Source organism: Peribacillus sp. GL_122 (genome assembly GCF_057835005.1).
In genome coordinates this window covers 2,512,348-2,533,776 of record NZ_CM174415.1, presented here as the reverse complement: position 1 = coordinate 2,533,776, position 21,429 = coordinate 2,512,348, and the positions used below count along the sequence as shown (strand labels likewise).

General features: G+C 38.5%; 20 protein-coding genes and 1 pseudogene. 2 read left to right on the top strand and 19 right to left on the bottom strand.

The annotated features are described in order from the left end of the window. Positions 1-51 precede the first annotated feature (51 nt). The 5 genes and pseudogenes from AC3ISB_RS12220 to AC3ISB_RS12200 form a co-directional block, all read right to left on the bottom strand. Positions 52-1,119: a tachylectin-related carbohydrate-binding protein gene (locus tag AC3ISB_RS12220; protein WP_452452138.1), complete on the bottom strand. Its 1,068-nt coding sequence runs from the start codon at positions 1,117-1,119 to the stop codon at positions 52-54. 587 nt (positions 1,120-1,706) lie between these two features. Beyond that, positions 1,707-1,799 (bottom strand): annotated as a pseudogene (locus AC3ISB_RS12215) (hypothetical protein); the annotation flags it as partial. A gap of 291 nt (positions 1,800-2,090) precedes the next feature. Next, positions 2,091-2,942 (bottom strand): aldo/keto reductase, encoded by an 852-nt coding sequence (locus AC3ISB_RS12210; RefSeq protein ID WP_480338983.1) that lies wholly within the window; start codon positions 2,940-2,942, stop codon positions 2,091-2,093. Positions 2,943-3,012: 70 nt separating this feature from the next. Beyond that, complete coding sequence (locus tag AC3ISB_RS12205) at positions 3,013-3,753, bottom strand: SDR family oxidoreductase (protein WP_489276908.1); 741 nt, start codon at positions 3,751-3,753, stop codon at positions 3,013-3,015. 99 nt (positions 3,754-3,852) lie between these two features. Beyond that, entirely contained in the window at positions 3,853-5,025 is a 1,173-nt protein-coding gene (locus AC3ISB_RS12200; protein ID WP_489276542.1) for an MFS transporter, read from the bottom strand. A gap of 394 nt (positions 5,026-5,419) precedes the next feature. Between AC3ISB_RS12200 and AC3ISB_RS12195 the strand changes: the two genes are divergently transcribed. Next, positions 5,420-6,337, top strand: coding sequence for an AraC family transcriptional regulator (locus AC3ISB_RS12195; protein WP_347942293.1), 918 nt, complete (start codon positions 5,420-5,422; stop codon positions 6,335-6,337). 115 nt (positions 6,338-6,452) lie between these two features. On the opposite strand, the gene AC3ISB_RS12190 is transcribed toward AC3ISB_RS12195, so the two are convergent. The 11 genes from AC3ISB_RS12190 to cuyA form a co-directional block, all read right to left on the bottom strand. After that, on the bottom strand, positions 6,453-7,142 hold the full coding sequence (locus AC3ISB_RS12190) for a DUF4405 domain-containing protein (protein ID WP_489276540.1): 690 nt from the start codon (positions 7,140-7,142) through the stop codon (positions 6,453-6,455). A gap of 100 nt (positions 7,143-7,242) precedes the next feature. Then, positions 7,243-7,968, bottom strand: coding sequence for a cytochrome P460 family protein (locus AC3ISB_RS12185; RefSeq protein WP_489276538.1), 726 nt, complete (start codon positions 7,966-7,968; stop codon positions 7,243-7,245). A gap of 699 nt (positions 7,969-8,667) precedes the next feature. Beyond that, positions 8,668-9,468 (bottom strand): SDR family oxidoreductase, encoded by an 801-nt coding sequence (locus AC3ISB_RS12180; RefSeq protein ID WP_144528135.1) that lies wholly within the window; start codon positions 9,466-9,468, stop codon positions 8,668-8,670. Positions 9,469-9,658: 190 nt separating this feature from the next. Then, entirely contained in the window at positions 9,659-10,024 is a 366-nt protein-coding gene (locus tag AC3ISB_RS12175) for a PTS glucitol/sorbitol transporter subunit IIA (RefSeq protein WP_144528134.1), read from the bottom strand. 56 nt (positions 10,025-10,080) lie between these two features. Continuing rightward, complete coding sequence (srlE, locus tag AC3ISB_RS12170) at positions 10,081-11,106, bottom strand: PTS glucitol/sorbitol transporter subunit IIB (protein WP_489276535.1); 1,026 nt, start codon at positions 11,104-11,106, stop codon at positions 10,081-10,083. A gap of 13 nt (positions 11,107-11,119) precedes the next feature. Beyond that, complete coding sequence (srlA, locus tag AC3ISB_RS12165; RefSeq protein ID WP_144528132.1) at positions 11,120-11,665, bottom strand: PTS glucitol/sorbitol transporter subunit IIC; 546 nt, start codon at positions 11,663-11,665, stop codon at positions 11,120-11,122. A gap of 21 nt (positions 11,666-11,686) precedes the next feature. After that, entirely contained in the window at positions 11,687-12,109 is a 423-nt protein-coding gene (locus tag AC3ISB_RS12160) for a transcriptional regulator GutM (protein WP_430099071.1), read from the bottom strand. Positions 12,110-12,202: 93 nt separating this feature from the next. Next, positions 12,203-13,174 (bottom strand): sugar-binding transcriptional regulator, encoded by a 972-nt coding sequence (locus AC3ISB_RS12155; RefSeq protein WP_144528130.1) that lies wholly within the window; start codon positions 13,172-13,174, stop codon positions 12,203-12,205. A gap of 853 nt (positions 13,175-14,027) precedes the next feature. Beyond that, entirely contained in the window at positions 14,028-14,678 is a 651-nt protein-coding gene (sigH, locus tag AC3ISB_RS12150) for an RNA polymerase sporulation sigma factor SigH (protein ID WP_480338977.1), read from the bottom strand. Between the two features lie 636 nt (positions 14,679-15,314). After that, on the bottom strand, positions 15,315-15,818 hold the full coding sequence (locus AC3ISB_RS12145; RefSeq protein ID WP_480338976.1) for a DinB family protein: 504 nt from the start codon (positions 15,816-15,818) through the stop codon (positions 15,315-15,317). 109 nt (positions 15,819-15,927) lie between these two features. After that, a complete protein-coding gene (gene cuyA / locus AC3ISB_RS12140) occupies positions 15,928-16,926 on the bottom strand; it encodes a D-cysteate sulfo-lyase (protein ID WP_489276531.1) in 999 nt (332 codons plus the stop codon). Between the two features lie 542 nt (positions 16,927-17,468). Here cuyA and AC3ISB_RS12135 point away from each other — a divergent pair. After that, positions 17,469-18,182 carry a GntR family transcriptional regulator gene (locus AC3ISB_RS12135; protein WP_098371941.1) on the top strand — a complete coding sequence of 238 codons (714 nt, stop codon included), beginning with the start codon at positions 17,469-17,471 and terminating at the stop codon, positions 18,180-18,182. Positions 18,183-18,372: 190 nt separating this feature from the next. Here the strand turns inward: AC3ISB_RS12135 and AC3ISB_RS12130 are convergent, their stop codons facing one another. The 3 genes from AC3ISB_RS12130 to AC3ISB_RS12120 all read right to left on the bottom strand — a co-directional run bounded on the left by AC3ISB_RS12130 (position 18,373) and on the right by AC3ISB_RS12120 (position 21,421). Beyond that, the gene (locus AC3ISB_RS12130; RefSeq protein WP_489276528.1) at positions 18,373-18,981 is read right to left on the bottom strand and encodes a nucleotidyltransferase family protein; all 609 of its coding nucleotides are present in this window, start codon (positions 18,979-18,981) and stop codon (positions 18,373-18,375) included. Then, positions 18,974-20,023 (bottom strand): XdhC family protein, encoded by a 1,050-nt coding sequence (locus tag AC3ISB_RS12125; RefSeq protein WP_489276526.1) that lies wholly within the window; start codon positions 20,021-20,023, stop codon positions 18,974-18,976. The genes AC3ISB_RS12130 and AC3ISB_RS12125 overlap by 8 nt, the downstream gene beginning before the upstream one ends. Before the next feature lie 123 nt (positions 20,024-20,146). Continuing rightward, positions 20,147-21,421 carry an MFS transporter gene (locus tag AC3ISB_RS12120; protein ID WP_489276524.1) on the bottom strand — a complete coding sequence of 425 codons (1,275 nt, stop codon included), beginning with the start codon at positions 21,419-21,421 and terminating at the stop codon, positions 20,147-20,149. Positions 21,422-21,429 lie beyond the last annotated feature (8 nt).

Genomic DNA, 21,429 nt, shown 5'->3' with positions numbered 1-21,429 from the left:
GGGTTTTCCCTACATTAAGCACTTGTTCATTTAAAAGAACCCGTTAAATGCTTACACTACTTCAATCCTACACACCCATCTACAATTAGGGGAACCTGGCGGATCACAAATCTTCACCCATCTGCAGATATCAGAATACTGCATAAGAAAATACGGATATTGGCCTACAGAATTGTACAAGTTTGAAGGATAATAAGAGTTCACAGGATAATAAAAGATTTCAGGAACGTATTGGTTTAAGGGATAGTATGAGTTTAGTTGACGTTGATTAGAAAACAAGTCAAATTCTCTTTCACACTGTATTCCAACACATTCGTGGATTCTACTGCCATCAGATGAGACAGTACCAATCTTTTTAGCAATAGCATCATTTTCCCAATGATAGGTTCCATCCCGTGCTAAATCTCGAAAGTATAAAATGTTGCCGTTATTCTCAATCGCATAGATAATTCCATCGCCACCGTAGAAGACATGCTGGAATTCGTTGAAATGATTGCCTGTTCCTTGTGCCGTCATAATAATCTGTCCTTCACCGTTATAAGCCCAGTTAGAAGTTCCGTCCCTTGCTAAATCACGGTAGTATAATAAGTCGCCGTTCTGCGCTACAGCGTAGATAATCCCATCTCCACCTGGAAAGACATGTTTGAAATTTCCCCATCCAGTTCCAATTCTCTGCCCAACACCTCCATAAGCCCAGTGATGTTCTCCATTACTTATTTCATCTCGGTAGTATAACAAGTCGCCGTTCTGCGCTACGGCGTAGATTCTTCCATTACCGTCAGAGAAGACGTGCCGGAACTCTCCCCATCCGGACCCAATTACGCCATCATAATAAATTTCTCCGAGAGAGGGAAAGAGACTGTAATCCCGGTAGTATAGCAATTCACCGTTTGGCGTAATACCATAATAGACATTATATTCTGGGTATGATGAGCTAACCCTACCACCAAAGAAAAAGCGATATGATTCCCAACCAGGACCCCTGCTCTGTCCTACACCATCATTAGCCCACCATGAACTTCCGTTTCGGGATTTATCCTGAAAATATCGCAGCACGCCATCGTCCCCAATTGCATATATAATACTTTTTTCATCACTTGTGATGAATTTGAAACCCATTTTAGAACACCTCTTTTTGAAGTTAGATTAATGTAGTAAATTCAGTTATGTTTCAATGAAAAAACTCATCATTTCTCACATTCATAAATTTATTTGGATAAATAATACACTTCTTGGATTGGTTAAATTATACATATAGTATATTTACCTGTTTGTGTTCTGGAAGTTTGTCTATAAAAAATGGCCCTTTTCTAGTCCTTCTGCAAACCTGCCCCGTTAGCAACCTATACCATGTGGTTTGAAATCCTGCGAATAAGCGAGTATTCGTGAGCACTAGTAAACTGAGGGATTTCATTAAGAAAATTTAGTTTTAGTCCACTAAAATCCTTTCATCTTTACTTGTCGGTTGAGAAGACACCCAAAAATCAACTTCATTATTAGACTTGTTAAAACATTTGGTGTGGCACAAAATGAGGAACTTCCACTCCCTTTTGCTGTTTTAAAGTAATCTCTTTACAATCTACCTCAATGGTTGCTATACCTGATAAAGATAAAGAAAAATTGGCGTGCGTGTTGATTATAATGTTTTATTTTAGATGTATTAGCAGGCATACGTTCATGAATAATACTTATGTCTTGATTTTTCACTAAATGCAACCCATCACAATTATCTCCTCATATGTAATGTTTAGCATTGTATTTACTTCCCCCAACTTTCTGCGAAGTTCTAACTCATTAGGATAGGTTGAAACTAACCCGTGTAGTCTATCCCTTTTAAATGATCCACTTTTTCAATCTGCCCACATCTTATCAAAAACGGTCCTACCTCTTTCGTTCCTCTAAAGCAACCTTATACCTTGTGGTTTGAAATCCTGCGAATAGGCGAGTATTCGTGAGCATTATCTATTAAACTGAGGGATTTCAATAAGAACGTAATAATTTAATAAAAACAGCCAGTTAGGTAAACGGCTGTTTTTGAAATGAAAATATACATGAACTACCATAGAATTAACGCAAGGTGTATGATTGCATTAAATATCAAGTTTACGGGTACCAATCCATTTCACAATTTCAGGATCGCGATGTGAAAAGAACAAGCTTTCTTTCGTATCTAAAGTAGCGATTCTTTCCATATCCTCTTGACCTAATTCAAAGTCAAAGATATTGAAATTTTCAATCATTCTATCCTTACGAACAGACTTCGGAATCGCAACGACTCCTCTTTGTGTCAACCATCGTAGAATAATCTGGGCAACGGATTTATTATGGCTTTCGGCTATTGATACTAAAATTTCGTTCTGGAACATGTTATTTTTTCCTTCAGCAAATGGTCCCCAAGACTCTATTTGAACATCGTTCTCTTTCATAAACTTAGCACTTTCTATTTGCTGGCAGAAAGGATGTGTCTCAACCTGGTTTACAGCAGGAATTACTTCATTATGAGTCATCAAATCCATCAGACGGTCCATTTGGAAGTTACTAACTCCGATAGCCTGGACTTTACCATCGCGGTACAATTCCTCCATTGCACGCCAAGAACCATATACATCGCCAAATGGCTGATGAATTAAGTATAAATCTAAATAATCCAATTGAAGTCTTTCTAGTGAACTACCGAATGCTTTCTTTGTGCTTTCATAACCAGCATCCTGAACCCAGAGTTTTGTAGTAATAAACAATTCCTCTCTTGGTACACCACTCCGTTTGATTGCTCTGCCGACTGCTTCTTCATTTAGATAAGAGGCAGCAGTATCGATTAGGCGATAGCCTGCCATTATAGCGTCATAAACGACTTGTTCGCACTCATTTTCATCTTGAATCTGAAAAACACCAAAGCCAAGTATAGGCATCTCAACACCATTGTTCAAAATTACTTTTTGCATATAAAAACCTCCTGTTTTTTAGTAAATCGGAACATACTATTTACAATAAACAACATTTATTAGTGTAAAATTATCTATCTTGATGTGTAGGACGAATAAGCATTTCATTAATTGCTACATCTGATGGCTGTTCAATGGCAAAAGCTATCGCACCAGCAATACTCTCAGCGTCTATCGCATCTTCATAAGCTTTATCGATTCCTGGTTTAAGATCCATATCTGTAATGGAATTTATTAATTCGCTCGTAACAGCTCCTGGTGAGATAATGGTTGTGCGGATATTATTGCTATACTCTTCTTTACGTAAACCTTCCGTAATTGCACGTACAGCAAACTTTGTTCCTGCATAGACCGTACTTCCAGCTCCAACAACATATCCAGCTACTGAAGACAAATTAATGACATGTCCTGATTTTTGTTCTCGCATGGATGGAAGCACAGCCGCAATCCCATAAAGTACGCCTTTAATATTGACGTCAATCATCTTATTCCAGTCTTCGATTCTTTTCTTATAAAGAAATGAATGCGGCATGACGCCAGCATTATTCACTAATACATCAATTTTTCCGAACTCTTGAAGCGCATACTCAGCAAGCTCTTCCATTTGTTCATGTGACGTTACATCGGTTACTTTATAAATAGCTTTTCCACCATTTTTTTCGATGTCTTTCTGTAACTGTTGTAAACGTTCTTCACGACGAGCTGCCAAGACCAACTTCGCACCTGTAGAAGTAAGTTTTTTAGCTGTTGCCTCTCCAATTCCACTAGAAGCACCTGTAATAATCACAACTTTATCTTTTGTATTAGACATCATTTATATCTATCCTTTCTTAATAAAAAGTAAATTTATTGATTCAGAGGAATTTGCCATCTAAAAGCAAATCATCTGCTGAATCTATTTTCTAAAACTTCACTGCTGTGCACTTGAGAGCTCACGGCTGCGTCTAAATGAAAACACTCCAATTAGTAGAGCAATCACGACTGATGTAGCTCCAACCCAACTGATCTCTTGTATTGATGACCTTCCCGCAACAATACCTCCAATTCCAGCACCCGCGGCAAATCCAAGTTGTACAAAGGAACTGTTCAGACTAAGCACGATACTAGAGGCTTCTGGAGTCAGCGAGACTAGATTAAAGTTTTGGGTAGGCCCGAACGTCCAAGCAGCGATTTCCCAAATCATGAGCAACGGGAGGGTAACCATTACCCATCCAAATCCAGAGACAGTAGACAGCAATACTAGCGAGATAATGTGGACAGCCATGGATCCGACCAGCGTGCGGACGATGCCGATCCGGTCTGCCAATAAGCCACCAACCTTAGAGCCAATCAAGCTCGCGATACCCATAGCTAAGAGAATCATACTCAATTTTTCTTTCATAGTTGGTATAACGGCGGTCAGAAAGGGAGTGATATACGTATTGAGCATTGAATAACTAATAAATACAAAGAAGGTTACACCAAGAGTGAATGCGACTCTCGGATTCTTCAAGAGAGCAAGACGCTTGCCCAGAGAAACAGCCGCCTCGCTTTCCATGACCGGAATCGTCCGTGCAACGGCAAAAATAGCCAGTAGGCTGCAGAGTCCGATGCCCCAGAAGATGACCTTCCAATCATAAGACGAAGCAATCATACGGCCAAGGGGAACGCCAAAGACAAGGGAAGAACTATACCCCATTGCGACATTGGCCATCGCCCCACCCTGACGTCCAGAAGCCGCCAGTTTTGCAGCTATACCATAGGCGGTGACAACGAAGCCCCCTGTTCCAATCCCTAGTAAAACGCGAGAGGCCATCAGCAATCCAAAGCCTGGAAGAGCAATTACCCCAATGACGCCGAGTAATATGATGGCGAGAGCCAGTAACAATTGCTTCCGCTGATCCATCTTCGAGGTTGCTACCATAACAAAGGGCGTGCCGATTGCGTTACCGAGAGCGAATACGGTAATAAGCTGACCTGCGGTTGCTACCGATACATCGACGGAAGCAGCCACTTGATCCAACGTACCTACGATGACGAATTGTGAAGTACCGACCACGAAGCTAATAAGGGCCAGCATGTAAATTTTCCAAGTATTTTTCATTCTGTTCTATCTACTCCTTTATCTATGATGTGATATATTAAGTTTTGAATTTTAGACTTTTTGTATCTTGTTTAGTTCCCAGTAAAAATCCCCGTTGACTTTGAAGCCACAGCATAACAACAGCTTATTTCCATACAATCAGCCCGTTAGAAGAAACTTCTGGATCATTTCGTTCTACTCTACGCTTTGCATGATTTATCTTTCATTCTTTGCATTATTATCGCTTTAAACGGTTATATTATTTAACCGCATCCTTATTATGCTACAAGGGAGAAAGCAACCGGTATCCCATTCTTCTCAAATGATTGCCCAATCCTCTCACGACCATTTACGCAGAAAGTGAATTAGCATTATAATGGGACCAACACGGATGAAGAAAACAAAGGAGGATTTTATGTTTGAACAATTATATAGACAAAGAGTTGAGCTCGCCAAAATCATAGAGGATCACACAGGACGTGACGGTACTCAAATGACTGCTATTCCGTCTTTATTTTTCTCCCGTTATTCTAATGATACTGGACCAAATTACGGAGTTCACAAGCCTTCCTTATGCATAGTGGTTCAAGGGATGAAGGAGGTTTTGTTGTCACAGGAGCTCTTTAGGTACGGTCCTGCCGATTACCTTGTTGCATCCGTTAAGCTGCCAATTACCGGACAAGTCACGGAAGCCTCTTTCGAAGTGCCTTATCTTGCTCTCAAACTTGAATTTACACCGAGTGAAATATTAGAGGTGTTACGTGAATTCCAAATGGGAGTTGACAAAAAGGAAAATGCAAAACGAGGTATGTATGTCAGTAAAACAGAGCCATCTTTGCTAGACGCGTTAACAAGATTAGCTCGTCTGCTAGATACTCCAAAAGATATCAAGGTACTTGCTCCTTTAATCGTGAAAGAAATCATCTATAGGGTTCTGCAAGGAGAACATGGGGATATGCTGAAACAAATAGCCATAGAAGGAAGTTCTACTCATCAAATCAGTGACGTGATTGAACATATCATGAATAACTATGAAAAGTCTTTTAAGATTGAGGAACTTGCGGAAATAGCAAATATGAGTGTTTCTTCACTTCATCGGCACTTTAAAGAGATAACCGCGATGAGCCCAATTCAATTCCAAAAACAACTGAGACTTCAAGAAGCCCGAAGCCTGTTATTATCCGAATCAGCAGATGCAGCAGATGTGGCATTCCAGGTAGGCTATGAAAGTCCATCACAATTCAGCCGTGAATATTCGCGCATGTTTGGTTTACCACCAAAAGAAGATATAAAGCACCTGAAGGAGGAATATGAACAAAGGGTAAAAGCTTGAATCTCCTTCACGTAGGTTCATTCTATGTATTAATTTAGTGGCAGCTACACTTTAAATAATATAAAAAAGTGCATTAATCTAATCCCGGATTAATGCACTTTTTTTATTCTGCAATTTACCTATCTTTGTACGCTATAGCTTTATCCTGCTTCCGAACAAATTTCAGAATATAATGAGTCCCACTGATATATATTCCCATGATAGCTAGATGATCTATTAAAAATCCCATGGAAGACTCATCAAAGCTCCAACCGAATGGATTATATATGGTTAACCTCGAAAGCATATCTCTCTCGAAGGAAGTCTGCACACCATAGACAACAATCAACACCGCTATTATACGGAATGCAATTGTGCGGATACGGCTCGTGTTGGTAATTCCCGTCATCTTTCGTACTGCATTGATTATGGTTCCCCAGGACATTCCTATATGCACAGCCATGAAGATAAATCCCCAATATAAAGCAATAACATGTATCTGTAATAGAGTCATGTCATTGTTTATAGAAATAAAGGCAAATATGTCACGGGAAATTGGCACAGAACTTATTATCACCACAGCCATGGATACAAGAAAAAGCAAATTGACCGTAATGCTCAGTATACGTTGTACATTGTGCTTTCCCTTAAAAATCGTTTTATACCATCGTCGATTTAAAATATTGTGGGCAATAAACAACAAAAACAATATAATTCCTATCAGTTCATGGATTGTATTTCTGGTAATCTGATAAGCCATTGCAACTAACATCAGAACGGTCATAGAAAGATCAATAACCAATCTGATTAACATATTTCGATTCAAGAAGTTCTCCTCTTTCTATTAATATTAATACCTGGGTTTTCCGTCAGGACGTACTATTGGTTATTACTTCGAGTTCCGTTCAAATGCTCAATCCCTATGTCTATTGATTAAAATGAATCATCAAAAGAACCTTCTGGATGATCCCTGTTTTTTCTTCATCTTCCATTAAGCGATTTCCATGTAAAATATCCCGCGAGTCCTCCAGATTATCACCTACCGCTTTTACCTTCCAGTGATTTGTAGGGATACCTGCAATCTGTGATTCTGTACTGCTGTCCTTTGATCCTGTAAAATCTTCAAGATCATAACTCTTCATTTCATCCAACGTGTTCACGAAGTCATCACGCTCCTGATTGGCGTGACAAGAAAAGCAGCGACCGATATCTTCCTCGTAATCCACCGACTTGTCTCCATTGAATTCCTGGTATAGCCAATCGCCGTTACGCATCTCAGGGGGATTCTGATCTGCCCAGCCATCGCGCTTTTCCATCACGAAGATTTCATCAAGCTTTTCATCCCTATAGATTTCGAGAGTGATGACAGTGTCATCAGGGATTGACTGACCGTTCTGCACCGCTTCTATTGCTTCCTGGCTCGTGTAGAGCTCCTCCCTGACATTTCCTCGATTTACAGTCGTGTAGTTCACACCCTTATCGTAGTTCTTAGGGAATTTAACAAGTTCACGACTGAACTCAGACATCTCCTGCTGTGAGGTGTCACCCGATGGCCCCTTTTGAGAAATCCCATTTGTGTCATTATTGTTGTTGCAAGCAGTAAGAGTGAGGGACATAACCAGTGCAAGGAACGTAAATAATAGTTTTTTCATAATATTTTCCTCCTACAATTTTTAGTATTTGTATTGATTCGTTGGAGTCAAAGTAGTATAAGATTCTGTGATGTGGTGCTGTTTTTATGGTTATAAATTCTGAATTACCAAAGGTAATGACTATTATTTGGGACTAGCTGCTTATGTTTCTTTTCACTACTCTGTTTAGAACTTTGAGTTTTATTTCAACAAAATAATTGTTATAGAAAAAGTAGAGGCTTTTTTATTATGCAGCAAATGAAAAAACGAACGATATCCTATTCCTATCAAATGGTTGCCTAATCCTACTACAATAAAAATTAAAGTTATACGCCTGCTTATTTTGACAAAATCACAAATATCTTCGTATAGAATGAAATGACTTAACTGCTATAAGTCATAACGATACCAGTGGGATATTATTGGTGAAGAATCTATTGTTATCCCCTATGAAAAACAGGATCAATATATTAAGGAAGAAGTGAATAACATAGGGCAAAGAAGATTTAACCAGGAGTATAAACATTTAAAATGGAGTTTGTGAAGAAATGTACACTTAAATTACCTGACCCGTTAGTTCCATAAAAAAAAGGCTGCCGCAGCAACCCCTGTTAATGAACTAAAGCACCTGTTTGTTAATAAAAGACTTACTTAAAAGTTAAATGATAGAACATACAACGCTTCAATGTTGAATTTTAAAACCACCCAGCATCCTTGTATTTATCCGCGGGATTTTCCACCTGAAATATTAACGGTTGTACCTGTAATATAGCTAGAACGGTCTGAAGCTAGATAAGTGACCAATTCACCAATTTCATCCAATTTACCAGGTCGTCCAAGTGGTATCGTTTTGCTGTAATCTGATCCAAGACCCTCTACTGTCACTCCACGTGTGTATGCTAATGCTTCATTATAAGCATCTGTTGTTAAACCTGTTTGCTCATTAATCCCTGGTGCAACACCAACTACGCGGATGTTGAATTTCCCTAGTTCTTTTGCCCAAGAACGGGTAAAGCCATTGACAGCACCTTTTGTTGCCGAATAAACACTTTGTCCAGAAGATCCTTCCATACCTGCCTCAGAAGAAATATTAATGATAACGCCTTTATTATTTTTCACCATTACTCTCGCAACTGCCTGAGCACAAAGGTAAGGTCCTTTTTGATTGACGGCAACCATGAAATCAAAATCCTTTTCACTTAACTCATACTCTGGCTTTTCGCCACGGAAATCAACAAGTAAACGTGGTAAGTTTACACCCGCATTATTAACTAAGATATCTACAGTTCCAAATAAACCTGTGGCTTTTGTGACCATATTTTCAACGCTTTCTTTATTGGTAACGTCGCATTGAATATGATAAGTTCCATCAGTTTGTTCGCCAGAATTTACATTTAGATCGGAAACAATCACCTTTGTTCCGTTCTTTACTAAGTGTGCTGTAATTTTTGAGCCAATTCCAGATGCACCACCCGTAACAATTGCCACTTTATTTTCTAATTGATGCCATGATTCATTCATTCTTTTTCCTCCTTATTATATATAGAGTCGAGGATCATAGGTGAAATTTAAAAATAAGTAACAAACTCCAAATTACTTTTTTTGTTTTAGCTAAGTTAACTCTTACTGATGCAATTTTCAGAGAGAGTTTTGCTCCTTCGAGGAAACATCCCTCTTCTTGCATTTATTTCTATTTAAACCTTTGACAAGTTTATTTTTTCAAGATTCGAAGAGTTGTTCCTGCTGGCGGCATTTGTATATCTCTTTCTTCAAGATGTAAAGTGCCAGGTAATTCTGGCGTTTCAGAACCATTAAATTTTAACGTGATATGTCCAAGTGAACCTAAATTCTTTTTTACCACGTCACCTACAGAGGTAATGGTATATTGATGATTGCCTAAGACGAGAATGTCACCCTTTTCGATTTCACCATTAATTTCATTTACATCAATTAATAGGCAATAATCCGCTAATTCACTCGGAGCATCAGCTCCGAATAGGATGAACATTTTTTCTCCAAGAAAATCAGAGACAGATGCACCAAGTTGGTTAATTTGAGTTTGATAAACTGTCTGCACAAGAAACTCCTCCAATTCTTTGCTTTAAATAATCTATTCACAATCTATTCTAGTAATTATTCATATAAACCGAAGCTTGCAAGCCAAGCAATAAAAACGGTAGGTGCTCCGGTTAAAAAACGTCCGTACAATACGGAAGGAACTCCGACTTCAATGGTTTCCACTTCTGCCTCTGCCAATCCTAGCCCAACTGGAACAAAATCAGCTGCAGCCTGAGAGTTAATCGCGAAAAGAGCTGGCAATGCAAGGTGCGGAGGGATATTTCCTTTTCCAATTTCCACTCCAATTAATGTCCCAATGACCTGTGAAATAACAGCTCCCGGTCCTAAGAATGGTGATAATAATGGGAATGAGCATATTAAAGAGATTAAGAGCAAGCCCGGCAAAGAACCTGCAAATGGTGATAAATATTGTGCGAATACATCACCAATTCCAGATGCTTTAATCACTCCGATTAACATGGCCACAAAAGCCATAAACGGTAAAATGGTTTTAATGACAGTATCTATAGTGTCACGGCCAGCCTGATAAAACACGTTGACGATGGAACCCATCGCCATCCCAATGCGTGCTATGACGTCTTTAGGCTTTCTTTGTTCACTAATTTTTTTATCTGCGCTATACTTAGGTTTAGATATTGTTTTCTCAACTTGTCCGTTAGCATTGTTCACATTGGATATTGGAGGTGTTGCAGCACCTTCATACAATTCAATGTTTTGAGACTTTACTCCAGAAACGTAAATGTCCTCAGTAATGTGCATTGCTAACGGGCCACTTTGTCCAGTAGGCATGATATTGATCGTCATGATTCTTTTTTTTGGGTATAAGCCACATCGGAGCGTTCCGCCACAATCAATAATGACACACGCCATTTCATTCTCAGGTACACTCGTTTTAAAACCGTCGACTAATTCACAGCCTGTTAATTCTGCAATGGTGTCTGCAATATCCGGTCTTGTTCCGCCCGTTACATAAACCACTTTATTTTTTTCTTCTGTCGGTGAAATCACTAATGGCCCACCAAATCCACCTTGCCCTGCATTGACGATAATTGACTTGTACTGCGTAACCGTTTGAGTCATCGCTTTCCCCTCCTTAGAGATCCACTGTTTCCTTCAATTTAACGCCTTGCTGTTTAGATACATAATAAGTTGTTAAATCTGTTACCCAGCCTCTTAAAAAGTTTGTGAAAATACCCACCAAGAAATAACGAAGGGCTAGTTCCGTGGTTTCAAATCCCAGTGTTGTAATACCTGCAGCAATTCCCAAGAATACGAACAACTCTCCTGGATTAACGTGTGGAAAAAGTCCATTATGCGTGTGGCAGGAATAAGAAGCAGCCGCATAATAGCTTGGTTTGTATTTTTCCGGCAAAAATTTCCCGAGTGACAATGTCATTGGATTTGCCAAAGCGAACGTTCCAATTACAGGTAGAACAAAATATCTTGTAAGTGGATTCTTACTCGATTTCTTCGCGACCCGTTCCACTCTTTCTTCTCCAACCAAGCGTATAAGGGCATTCATTGCAACTAAAAGCATGATAAGAAGTGGAACAATACCTGTTACTAAATCGACAAAAGTTTCGGCACCTGCTCTAAATAAATTCATAAAGCCATCTGCTGCATTTGTAAGCCAATCCATTCAATTCACCTCATATAATTCCTATTTTTTTGATAAGAGTAAATCAATCCAGCCTTTCTTAACCTTCAATTCACCCCCTTTAGAGATAATATGATAACTGTTCAGTGCATCCTCAATAGCTAACCTTGTTAACTTATTTACTTTATAAAAATCTTCTTCACCGAGGTGTAAGAGATTTTTCCCCTCAAATCCTTTTAAGTTCCGTACTCTTGAAAGCACGGTTACTCCCTGCATTTTGGTGGCTTTCAAAATGTTGTTTTTTCGGTCAATTGCAAACATTACGACAGTGCCTGATTTAATAAGTCCCGTTTTTTTCCCAATCGCGACCCTTCCAAGCTTTCTCAATTCTGCATACTTTTTATTGAAATGCTTGATTTGCAAAAATCCAAAAATGCTTTGAAGGAGCCAAGAAAAACCAATTAATATAACGACATACCATAGCATTTTCATTTCCTCTTTTCATATGAACTGAATCTTACAGCTTGTTTCCGCTTACAATCAGATAAAAAGATTTGGTTTAAAATTAATCCCTACTTCCTAAGATAAGGCAGTTCCTTTTTCTATAATTTCAATAATTGCATTTGCGGTTTCCTCAGTGGTGATCAGAGTGTTAATGTATCCTCCTCTTAATCCGCCAATAATAGAAGGAGCTTTTTCAACAGACTCTGCAATACCGATTGAGTATGGAATATTTTTTAGTTTTTCCAACTCAATAGCTATTGTTCGATCAGATAAGTCAGATTGAATCAGGTTTCCATCTATATCATAAAATCGTGAGCAGATATCACCTATGGCACCTTGTTGATTTAAATCTTCAATTTCTCTATTGCCACAAAAGCCAGCCCAGACTAAATTAGATGATTGGTTTGGGTTTCCGATCCCTACTACTGCAATTGTTAAGTTGTTCCAAAGCTCCGTTATTTTAGTGAAGTAGTGAGATTGAACAATATCATCCTTTGTCTCTTTTTTTTCTACTACTGCCGCAGCATCAATAAAATAAGAAGTTCCTCCAAAATCTTCTGCAATATTATAAACAATTCTATTGACGTGATGCTTCGTATCCATTGGTCCAGGCCCACCTACTAAAGGGACAAAATGAGCGTCTTTTTTTCCGGCGTTTGTAAATTCACCGATCAGACTGGCCATTGTGCTTCCCCAGGCGCAGCCTACGACATCGCCGTCTTTAATAATTCGTTTTAGTAATTCAGCCCCTGCTATTGCTACCACTTTCTTTTTATCCAGTTCGGTACTGTCTCTCTTTTCAGGAAGTATAATTACTTCTTTTAAGCCAAACAACTTTTCCATTCGACGTTCCAATTCAAAAGCTCCATCAATATCGCTGCTAACAGTAATTTTAACTACTCCATCTTCCCTTGCTTTTTTTAAAAGTCTGCTGACGGATGTTCGGTATATACCTAATTCTTTTGAAATGGCACCTTGAGTCATATCTTCTTCATAATACATTTGCGCGATTTTAACTAAGAGTCTTTTTTCTTCTCTTTTATCCATTTAGTCCCTCATCCTTTTTTAATATGCACATTTGTGCAACCACAATCATTTGTGCTTTACTGAGTTTAGTATACGCTTACAAAAATAGCTACGTCAACAAAAAAATACCACTTGTGCAAATTTTTAAAATATTATGTCACTTGTGCTGGGTGTGGACTTATTATCAATCGAAAAAGCACAAAAAAAGGAAGCAGTTCTATTTGACCAGGCTGCTTCCTTTCTATTAATCTAACAGTATGTTGTTTGCCTCTATTTATAATATCAAATCATTTTTTACTTTTACAAAATCATACCAATCATCGACAAATTCCATCTGACCTGTCGAACAAGGTACACAACATTAATAGTGACCTCACCTTACCTTCTTTTCCCTCGTTAAATCTTTTATAATAGTTATAACTTTTCCTTTTGTGAATAATTGCTTTCCGTTGGAGCTTTTGTACATCCCGTCTGAACCCCTATTCCTCCAAGTAATGTCCTAGCTCGCTAGTTATCCGAGATCTCATTAATAATATGAAAAAAGGGAATTCCCTTACTAAATTTTCTCATTTGGAGGGTGTAAGATCCAAACCATAGTGGGCCAAGTATTACTTTTTTAAGACTTGGACTCTCTATCTCGAAAATCAATGTTATTAAACACTTTACTTACTATACTGACGGATACATTCCATTGCCCTTTATCAGAAAATAAAGTAGCGAATCTTATTCAAGAATCGAGCCTTTTTCTTGAATAAAATTTATTGTTGATGCATTGAAAAAGATAGATTTGAAAATTTAAGTAGACCAAAATATGCGCAAAATAAAAGAACCCGTTCAGAATTGAAAAGATTCTTATGTTTAATGATTATAGTTATTATTCTTCCAACCTCCTGGACTCGAAGTACCGCTCCAACTTCCTTTTTACCCGCTGAAGTGCATTATCAATCGTCTTTTTATGAACATTCAGTTCCTTTGATATTTCAAAATAAGTTTTTCCTTCCAAATACAAGTCCACAACACTACTTTCCAACTCACTAAGTACTTCCGTTAAAATCAGCTCAATATCGCAAATTTCTTCTGATTTTATTAAGATCGTGACTGGGTCATTTTGTCTCTGTTCAGGGATTAGATCAATTAGGGCCTGTTCCGACTCCCCTTGATAGATAGGCGTATAAAATGAAACATAATTATTTAAGGGAGAATGCTTTTGGCGAATAGCCGCTTTAACAGCCGTTATGATTTGTCTTGTAATGCACAGTTCCGCAAATGATCGGAAAGAGGACTTTTTGCAATTCTTGTAGTCTCGAATGGCCTTATATAGTCCAATCATTCCTTCCTGAAAGACGTCTTCCTTATCTCCACCCGTTAAAAAATACTTCAAAGCATTTGATTGAACGACACATCTGTATTTTTTGATTAAAAAGTCCAGTGCATCTTCATCACCATTATGGATTTTCCCAACCAACATTACATCTTCCATATGAGTATAGTTTTCCACTCGTTTCTTCTCGATGATTACACTCATTTTTTTTCCCCCACTCACTAAGTTGAGCCCCGACATAAAGGTTGCATTATCACTTCAATGTGTTAAAGTTCATTCAATATTATAATATCTCAGAAATGACGATAATGATATTCGCAAATAACGACATTTTTCTACAAAATTCTGATATTTATAAGTCCTGCTCTATAAATATATACTTTCAGTCAGCTTTAATTGTTTTGGTGAAGATCTCGTCATTATAGTAGTTTTGTTTAACTCCTAATCATTGACGGATATAGTTATGCCGGTGGTTGTGGCAATTACGGTGGAGGTTCAGGATATGGAGGCCTAATAATAGCATAATTATAAATAATAATATTAAAGAACTATTCTGCACTAATGGTTTAACATAGCCTAATCAAAAGGAAAAGACGGAATCTATCGCATCTTTTACTTTTACTCCATTAGCTTTAATTGGAGAAACAAGTAGTATGCCATTTAAAACATCGCCTCTAAATTAGCTGGTTTCATTTAAACCCTTCATTGGCAAAATAAAAAAGCACCCTGCAAAGGATGCTTTAACATATTATTAACTCAGTGATATAACGGAGAAATTGGGATATATTTATTAAACTTAGCGCCCGCCTTTTCTTCAACTTCATTTAAAATAGCATCGTATTAAAGTGGTGGATTTTCCACACCCAAATGAATCCAATCTTCTTTTGGCGGTCCATAAACCCCAAAAGGTTTTATTCCTGCTTGACGCATCAGAACCGTAGCTTGTCCGCGATGATGAACAATATGCTTGATTAGTCCCATAAGGATGGAAGCATTTGTTTCCTGTCTTCCAAACGCTTCTTGTATTTGCTCTAGGGATTCGTCTGTCCATTGTTGTTCAATAATTTTGGCTGCGTGAGAACTTACATTTTTAAAAGTGATAGCAATTTCCTGGGCTGAAGATGGAACGTTTTCCGAACTTTCTATCCGGTCTATCTTTAACCCGAAATGAGCTAGATAATCTGGAATATTCGTGGTGAAATGCCACGCAATTCTTCCTAAAGTGCGACCTTCAGGATAAACTTGTTGTTCTAATGAATCATCAGTCAAACTATCCAAAACATTTTGAGTCAGTATGGCTTCTTTATTCCATTCTTTAATAAAATCTCCAATTGTAATATACATATAATACCTCCCCTATTTCGATAGATAATTACTTACTCAAAGCACATTATATAATGTGAAACACACATAAATTAACTGTGAGAAACTTCTTAACGAATTTCTCAAAATTTTATCCATTAAATAGCGAAGTATTGGCATATAACGATGAAGCACCACCAGAGTGAACAAATAGGATGTTATCCTCCGGCTTAAAGGTGCCTTTTTGGATTAAATCAATGAGTCCCGCTGCCGCTTTACCCGTATATACCGGATCCAACAAAATCCCTTCTGTTCTAGCCATTAGCTTGACTGCTTCCACCATTTCAGGTGTAGGCAGAGCATAACCCGGTCCGACATACTCATCAAAACACGTAACAGCCTCGCGAGGGATCGAATTTTGTAGGGCGATGTGTGTTGAATTTTCTCTAACAAGCTGAAAAACTTTCTCTTCTTGTTCAGCTTTTCCTCTGCTTACATTTATGCCAATTACTGATATTCCACTTTGATTTCCATGAAATCCTGCAACCAAACCAGCATGCATTCCCCCACTGCCGCTTACACAAATAACTGCTTTCAGATCAATACCTTGCTCAAAGGACTGTGCTAAAATCTCCTGAGCGCATGCAACATATCCCGTTGCACCAATGACATTGGATCCCCCCACCGGAATGATGTAAGGTCGATGTCCTTTCTCTGATACCTCTTTAGCCACTTTCTGCATTTCTTGCATTAAGTCCGATCCATTAGGTACAACTATAATTTGGTCAGCCCCCAATAAATGATAGAGAAAATAATTACCGTTAAAATCCGGCTCTGAATCTTTTGAAAGTCCCTCTTCCAACACAAGGATGCATTTCATTTTCTCTTTAACGGCAGCAGCTAGTGTCAAGCGGCAATGATTTGATTGAATGCCTCCACATGTAATCAACGTATCCGCGCCTTTTTCCAACGCATCGGCAACAAGGAATTCCAGTTTTCTTGTTTTATTTCCCCCAGCAGTCAAACCAAGCATATCATCTCGTTTAACATAAATGGATGGACCCCCAAGCACTTCAGAAAAATGATCTAATCTTTCAATCGGTGTATATGTTGGTGTATATCGCTTTCTAGGGAATTGTGCTAAATTCATTTTAAAACTCCTCCTGTATTCTCTGTAGTATATTAAAGAAAAAAAGAATATCAATCTGATGTTCTCTTTACTTTAGATAATAAATAATAGCAAACGCTCCTTTTCCATCATAGCATGTTTAGGTAAACGAGCAACTTCATTGCACTTCTTACAGGATGGAATACATCATACATCGCGGCAAAGTGACGCATATCAAGACCCATTTTTACTGTAAGTTTGCTTCCGCTTATTATATGGCCCCCTTGTTTTCCTCAATATTATCAGGCATTTCTCCGGTTTCAGGATGGTTGGGGCTTCCCTAATTTTATACCTTGCAATAAGTACGGATAGCCTTGTAAGTATCTTTGGTTACAATTGTTTCATAGATCATATAAATCTACCTTTTTAATATGAAGTTAAATCATTAGTAGTCCGAAACATAAGCGGACTCGACCCTTTGAAATGTATAAACAATCAAAAGTCTGAAGCAGAGAATGACTTCAATCGTTTTTTAAGATAAAATATATATACTTGTATATAATTGGATTTTAGAAAGGAGCACCATGGAAACCAATCACTATCAATATATTACAGAACAAATTGAACATTATTCTTCTAAGCCCTTAAGGGAAGCAATATTTTTTGTTATTAAAAATGCGATCATTGAAGGGATATTTTTGCCCGGAGACCGTTTAACGGAAGATGATATCGCCCAACAATTCAATTGTAGCCGTACACCGGTACGTGAAGCTTTGCGGAAATTAGAACAGGAAAATTTGCTTCAGGTGAAACCTGGTATAGGGATGGTCATATCCAATGTGGATATTGAACTTTTGCAGCAGGAATTGGAAATCAGGAAAATGCTCGAAAACTATTCTTTACAAAAAGCTTGTGAAGGAATTACGGAAGAGGAAATAAAAAAACTGGAATGGGCAACGGATAAACTGCAACAGGCCATAAATAATAATGACCGAATAGCGGCAAGTCGTGCAAACATTGAATTTCACCGCTTATTATATTCCTACTCGAGAAATACCTTTCTCCAAAAGACTACAGATTCATTATGGCTTTCTTTTCGAATTTCCTTTTTATCGGCCCGTAATGAAGATGTTACAATGGTTGATAAATCTTGGTATGAGGAACGAAACAATGAGCACTTACAGGTAATCCATGCCATTCGTGACAAAGATGCAGAAAAAGCAATAAAGGTCAATACGATCCATATCCAAAAAAACTATGATTATTACCTTGATTACATAAAACGTGTATCACAATAAAATTAAAATAAAGGGTGCCTATTGCGAGTATTAAGTCCGCAATTGTAGGAACCCTTTTATATTAGGTAAATATTACGTATTTCAAGCAGCATTTCGGACGATTCGGGGAATATTTCGACCTTCTCTCTATTTTTCCGGCCGTTCCGCAGGATATTTTGCCAGGATTACTCGTGTGATTTTAAAGTTTGCATTATAAATCCAAATGCAATTTCACTTTTTGGAAGTCTTCAGGCGTGTCAATGTCAAATCCCCACATTGAATTGTCAAAAGAAACGGTCTCGGTCACCGCATCATATTTTTTGATAATGCTTTTACCACCTTGATCACCATTTATTGAATGGAATTCATTGAGTAATACTGCATCCACTAGTATCGGATGTCCTGCCTCCCCTTTATATTTTGGTCGAACGATCCGCACTCCTTCATCTTTACACTCAATATATTTATCTATTAAAGATTGTATGATGTCACGGGAAATAAGTGGCTGATCCGCAAGGAAGATCATGACTGCATCCACATGTTCTTTGATGGATTGAACTCCAAGTTTTAGAGAAGTGGACATTCCATCTGCATAATTCGGATTATGAATAATCTTCAATTCTGGATAGTCTTCACTATGTTGACGGATTTCTTCTATATATTTACCGGCAACCAAATAGATGGGCTGCATGCGGCTGCCAAGGATAGAATCAATGGCATGAAGAAAAAGAGGTTGGCCCCGTAAAGGAAGTAACAGTTTAGGTTCACCCATTCGAATCGACATGCCTGCCGCAAGTATGATCGCTCCTACTTTAGGCATGAATCTTCACTTTTCCATGCAAGGGTGCAGGAATTCTTCCATTTCTAACAGACATCAATTCCGACACAATACTTAGTGCAACTTCTTCCATCGTTTCAGCACCGATATCCAAACCAATTGGTGAGTGGATTGGACCGCTGTTGAAGTCCTCTCCAATTGTATTAAGCATTTCCGTTGTACGGGAGATTGGGCCAAGCACCCCAATATATCGTGGATCACTTTTCAAAGCCACTTGTAGGGTTTTCTCATCTAAGGACTGGATATGATTCATGACTACCCACCATGATCCAGTAAATTCAGAAGGGTCTATTTCATCTGGGCATTTTTGCAAATTCGAAGCCAATGGAAACAAGCGATCATTATTGAAATTCTTGCGTGAATCCAATACCGTTACGGAAAACCCAGCTTTTGCTGCCAATTCGACAACTGGAACAGCATCCCTGCTAGCCCCGGCAATAATCAATTGTTCACTTGGCTTAATAGCATCAATTAGATATCGTTTTCCCTCCAGATTCACCAATTCTGCTCGAGTTTGTGTATCCATTACCATCCTTGCTTTTTCAATGACTTCAGATGGCACACTTCCATGATTTCCAATGAGGTTACCATATTTATCGACGATTAAACCTTTACCGGAAGATACATCCAATATCATGGTGAATTTCTGACCTTTCTGGACAATTTGATTTGTCATCATCCAGAATTCGTCATTTGGCTCAATAGGAAGGATAAATATTTCCAATTTACCTTTGCAACCTATTCCCAACCCCCAAATATCATTCTCGCTCAAGTCATATAGGTGTGTAACGCAAGTGTTAGTTTCCATAGCTTTTTCCGCCCAGCCATATAAATCGCTTTCCAAACATCCGCCACTTATCGTGCCAAACATACGACCGTCCGATGCCATCATCATTTTTGCACCTGGAAGTCTATATGCTGAACCCTTGACACCTATCTGCATGACCATTGCTGCTTTTTCGTGGCGCTCCCATGCGGAACTTATATTTTCCAACACGTCTTTTAATTCTTGTAACCTTGACATCTTTAACCCCCTCCTCTAAATCTGGTATTCACATATTTGGAAGCAGAAAAAGGGAGACAAATGGAAAATGCCCTATTTGTCTCTCTTCCCCATTATTCATTTTTAATGATTTAAATCAGAGCACTAGTATCCTTTTCTGACTAAGAAAACACTTAAGAAAAGAGAAAGGGCAACAAAACATAAAAGGGCAATAAACCCGCCATTATATGAACCGCTCATTTGACTGAATAAACCGACAACCATAGGGCCAAGAGCTGCAATTAAATAAGATACACAGCCGAAAACCCCACTGATGCTCCTCATTACTTCGGGTGAAGAGACACGGTGAAGCATGGTCATGGTCAGGGCAGCTGGCATAAACAAAAGACCAATCAATAAAATGCTCAAGACGGCAGCAACTGTGCTGTTAGCAGTGAAAAGGGAGAAAAGCATGAAAATGATGATAAGCCCACACGCTCCGCCTACAAAAATCGCCCTCTTCATGAATCGATCGGAAAGAAACCCAGCCACCACTTGTACAATAATGGCTAATGCGAATCCACCGGCATTTATAACAGCGGAATTTACAAAAGCAATCCCTTTTTCTTCTGTCAAATAACTTGGTAAAAAGGTCGAAATCCCATAATAGGCAATGGAAATGCAAGAATAAACAATCGTTAAGACCCAGAACATCGGATTCGCAAGAACCGCTTTAACATTATCTTTACTAGCTGTTGGAGTTCCCCCTACTTTTTGATTACTTTGAATATAGTTTAATTCCATTGAATTAACCGCATAATGCTTAGCCGGATTATCTCTTGTCATGATCAAAAATAAAATCAAACAAACGACAGATAATGCCGCAAGTATGAAGTAGCTTTCCCGCCAGCCATATGTGGACGCTATGATTGCTATTAGCGGGAGCCCAAGAACCGGTCCTATCGCATTTCCGTTATACCAAGTTGTCTGTGCCTTTGCTTGTTCATTCTGCGGGAACCAGCTTGAGGTTAATTTCAATGCCATTGGATACAGGACTCCTTCACCGATTCCCAATATGGCCCTGGACCATAAAATCGCACTGATGGAATCGGCCATTCCACCTAAAACCATCGCAAATGCCCACAGTGCGATCCCGATGAAACCGCTGCGCAGTGCACCTATCTTATCAACGATGAAGCCCCAAGCTAATTGACCAAAAGCATAAGTCACTAAAAATATGCTGCTAAGTGTTCCTTTCACTAAATTACCATCAATGCCCAGATCAGTTAGAAAAGGCTTGTTGGCAAGCAAAATATTAATATTTGCCTTATCCATCATGGAAACAGTGAAAAGAACAAGCAAAGGAAAAGCCGTGAAGAACCAACGGGTATTCGTCATTTTGCCCGATTGATTATGCAGTTGTGGATTTAAATTATTCAAAAAAATCA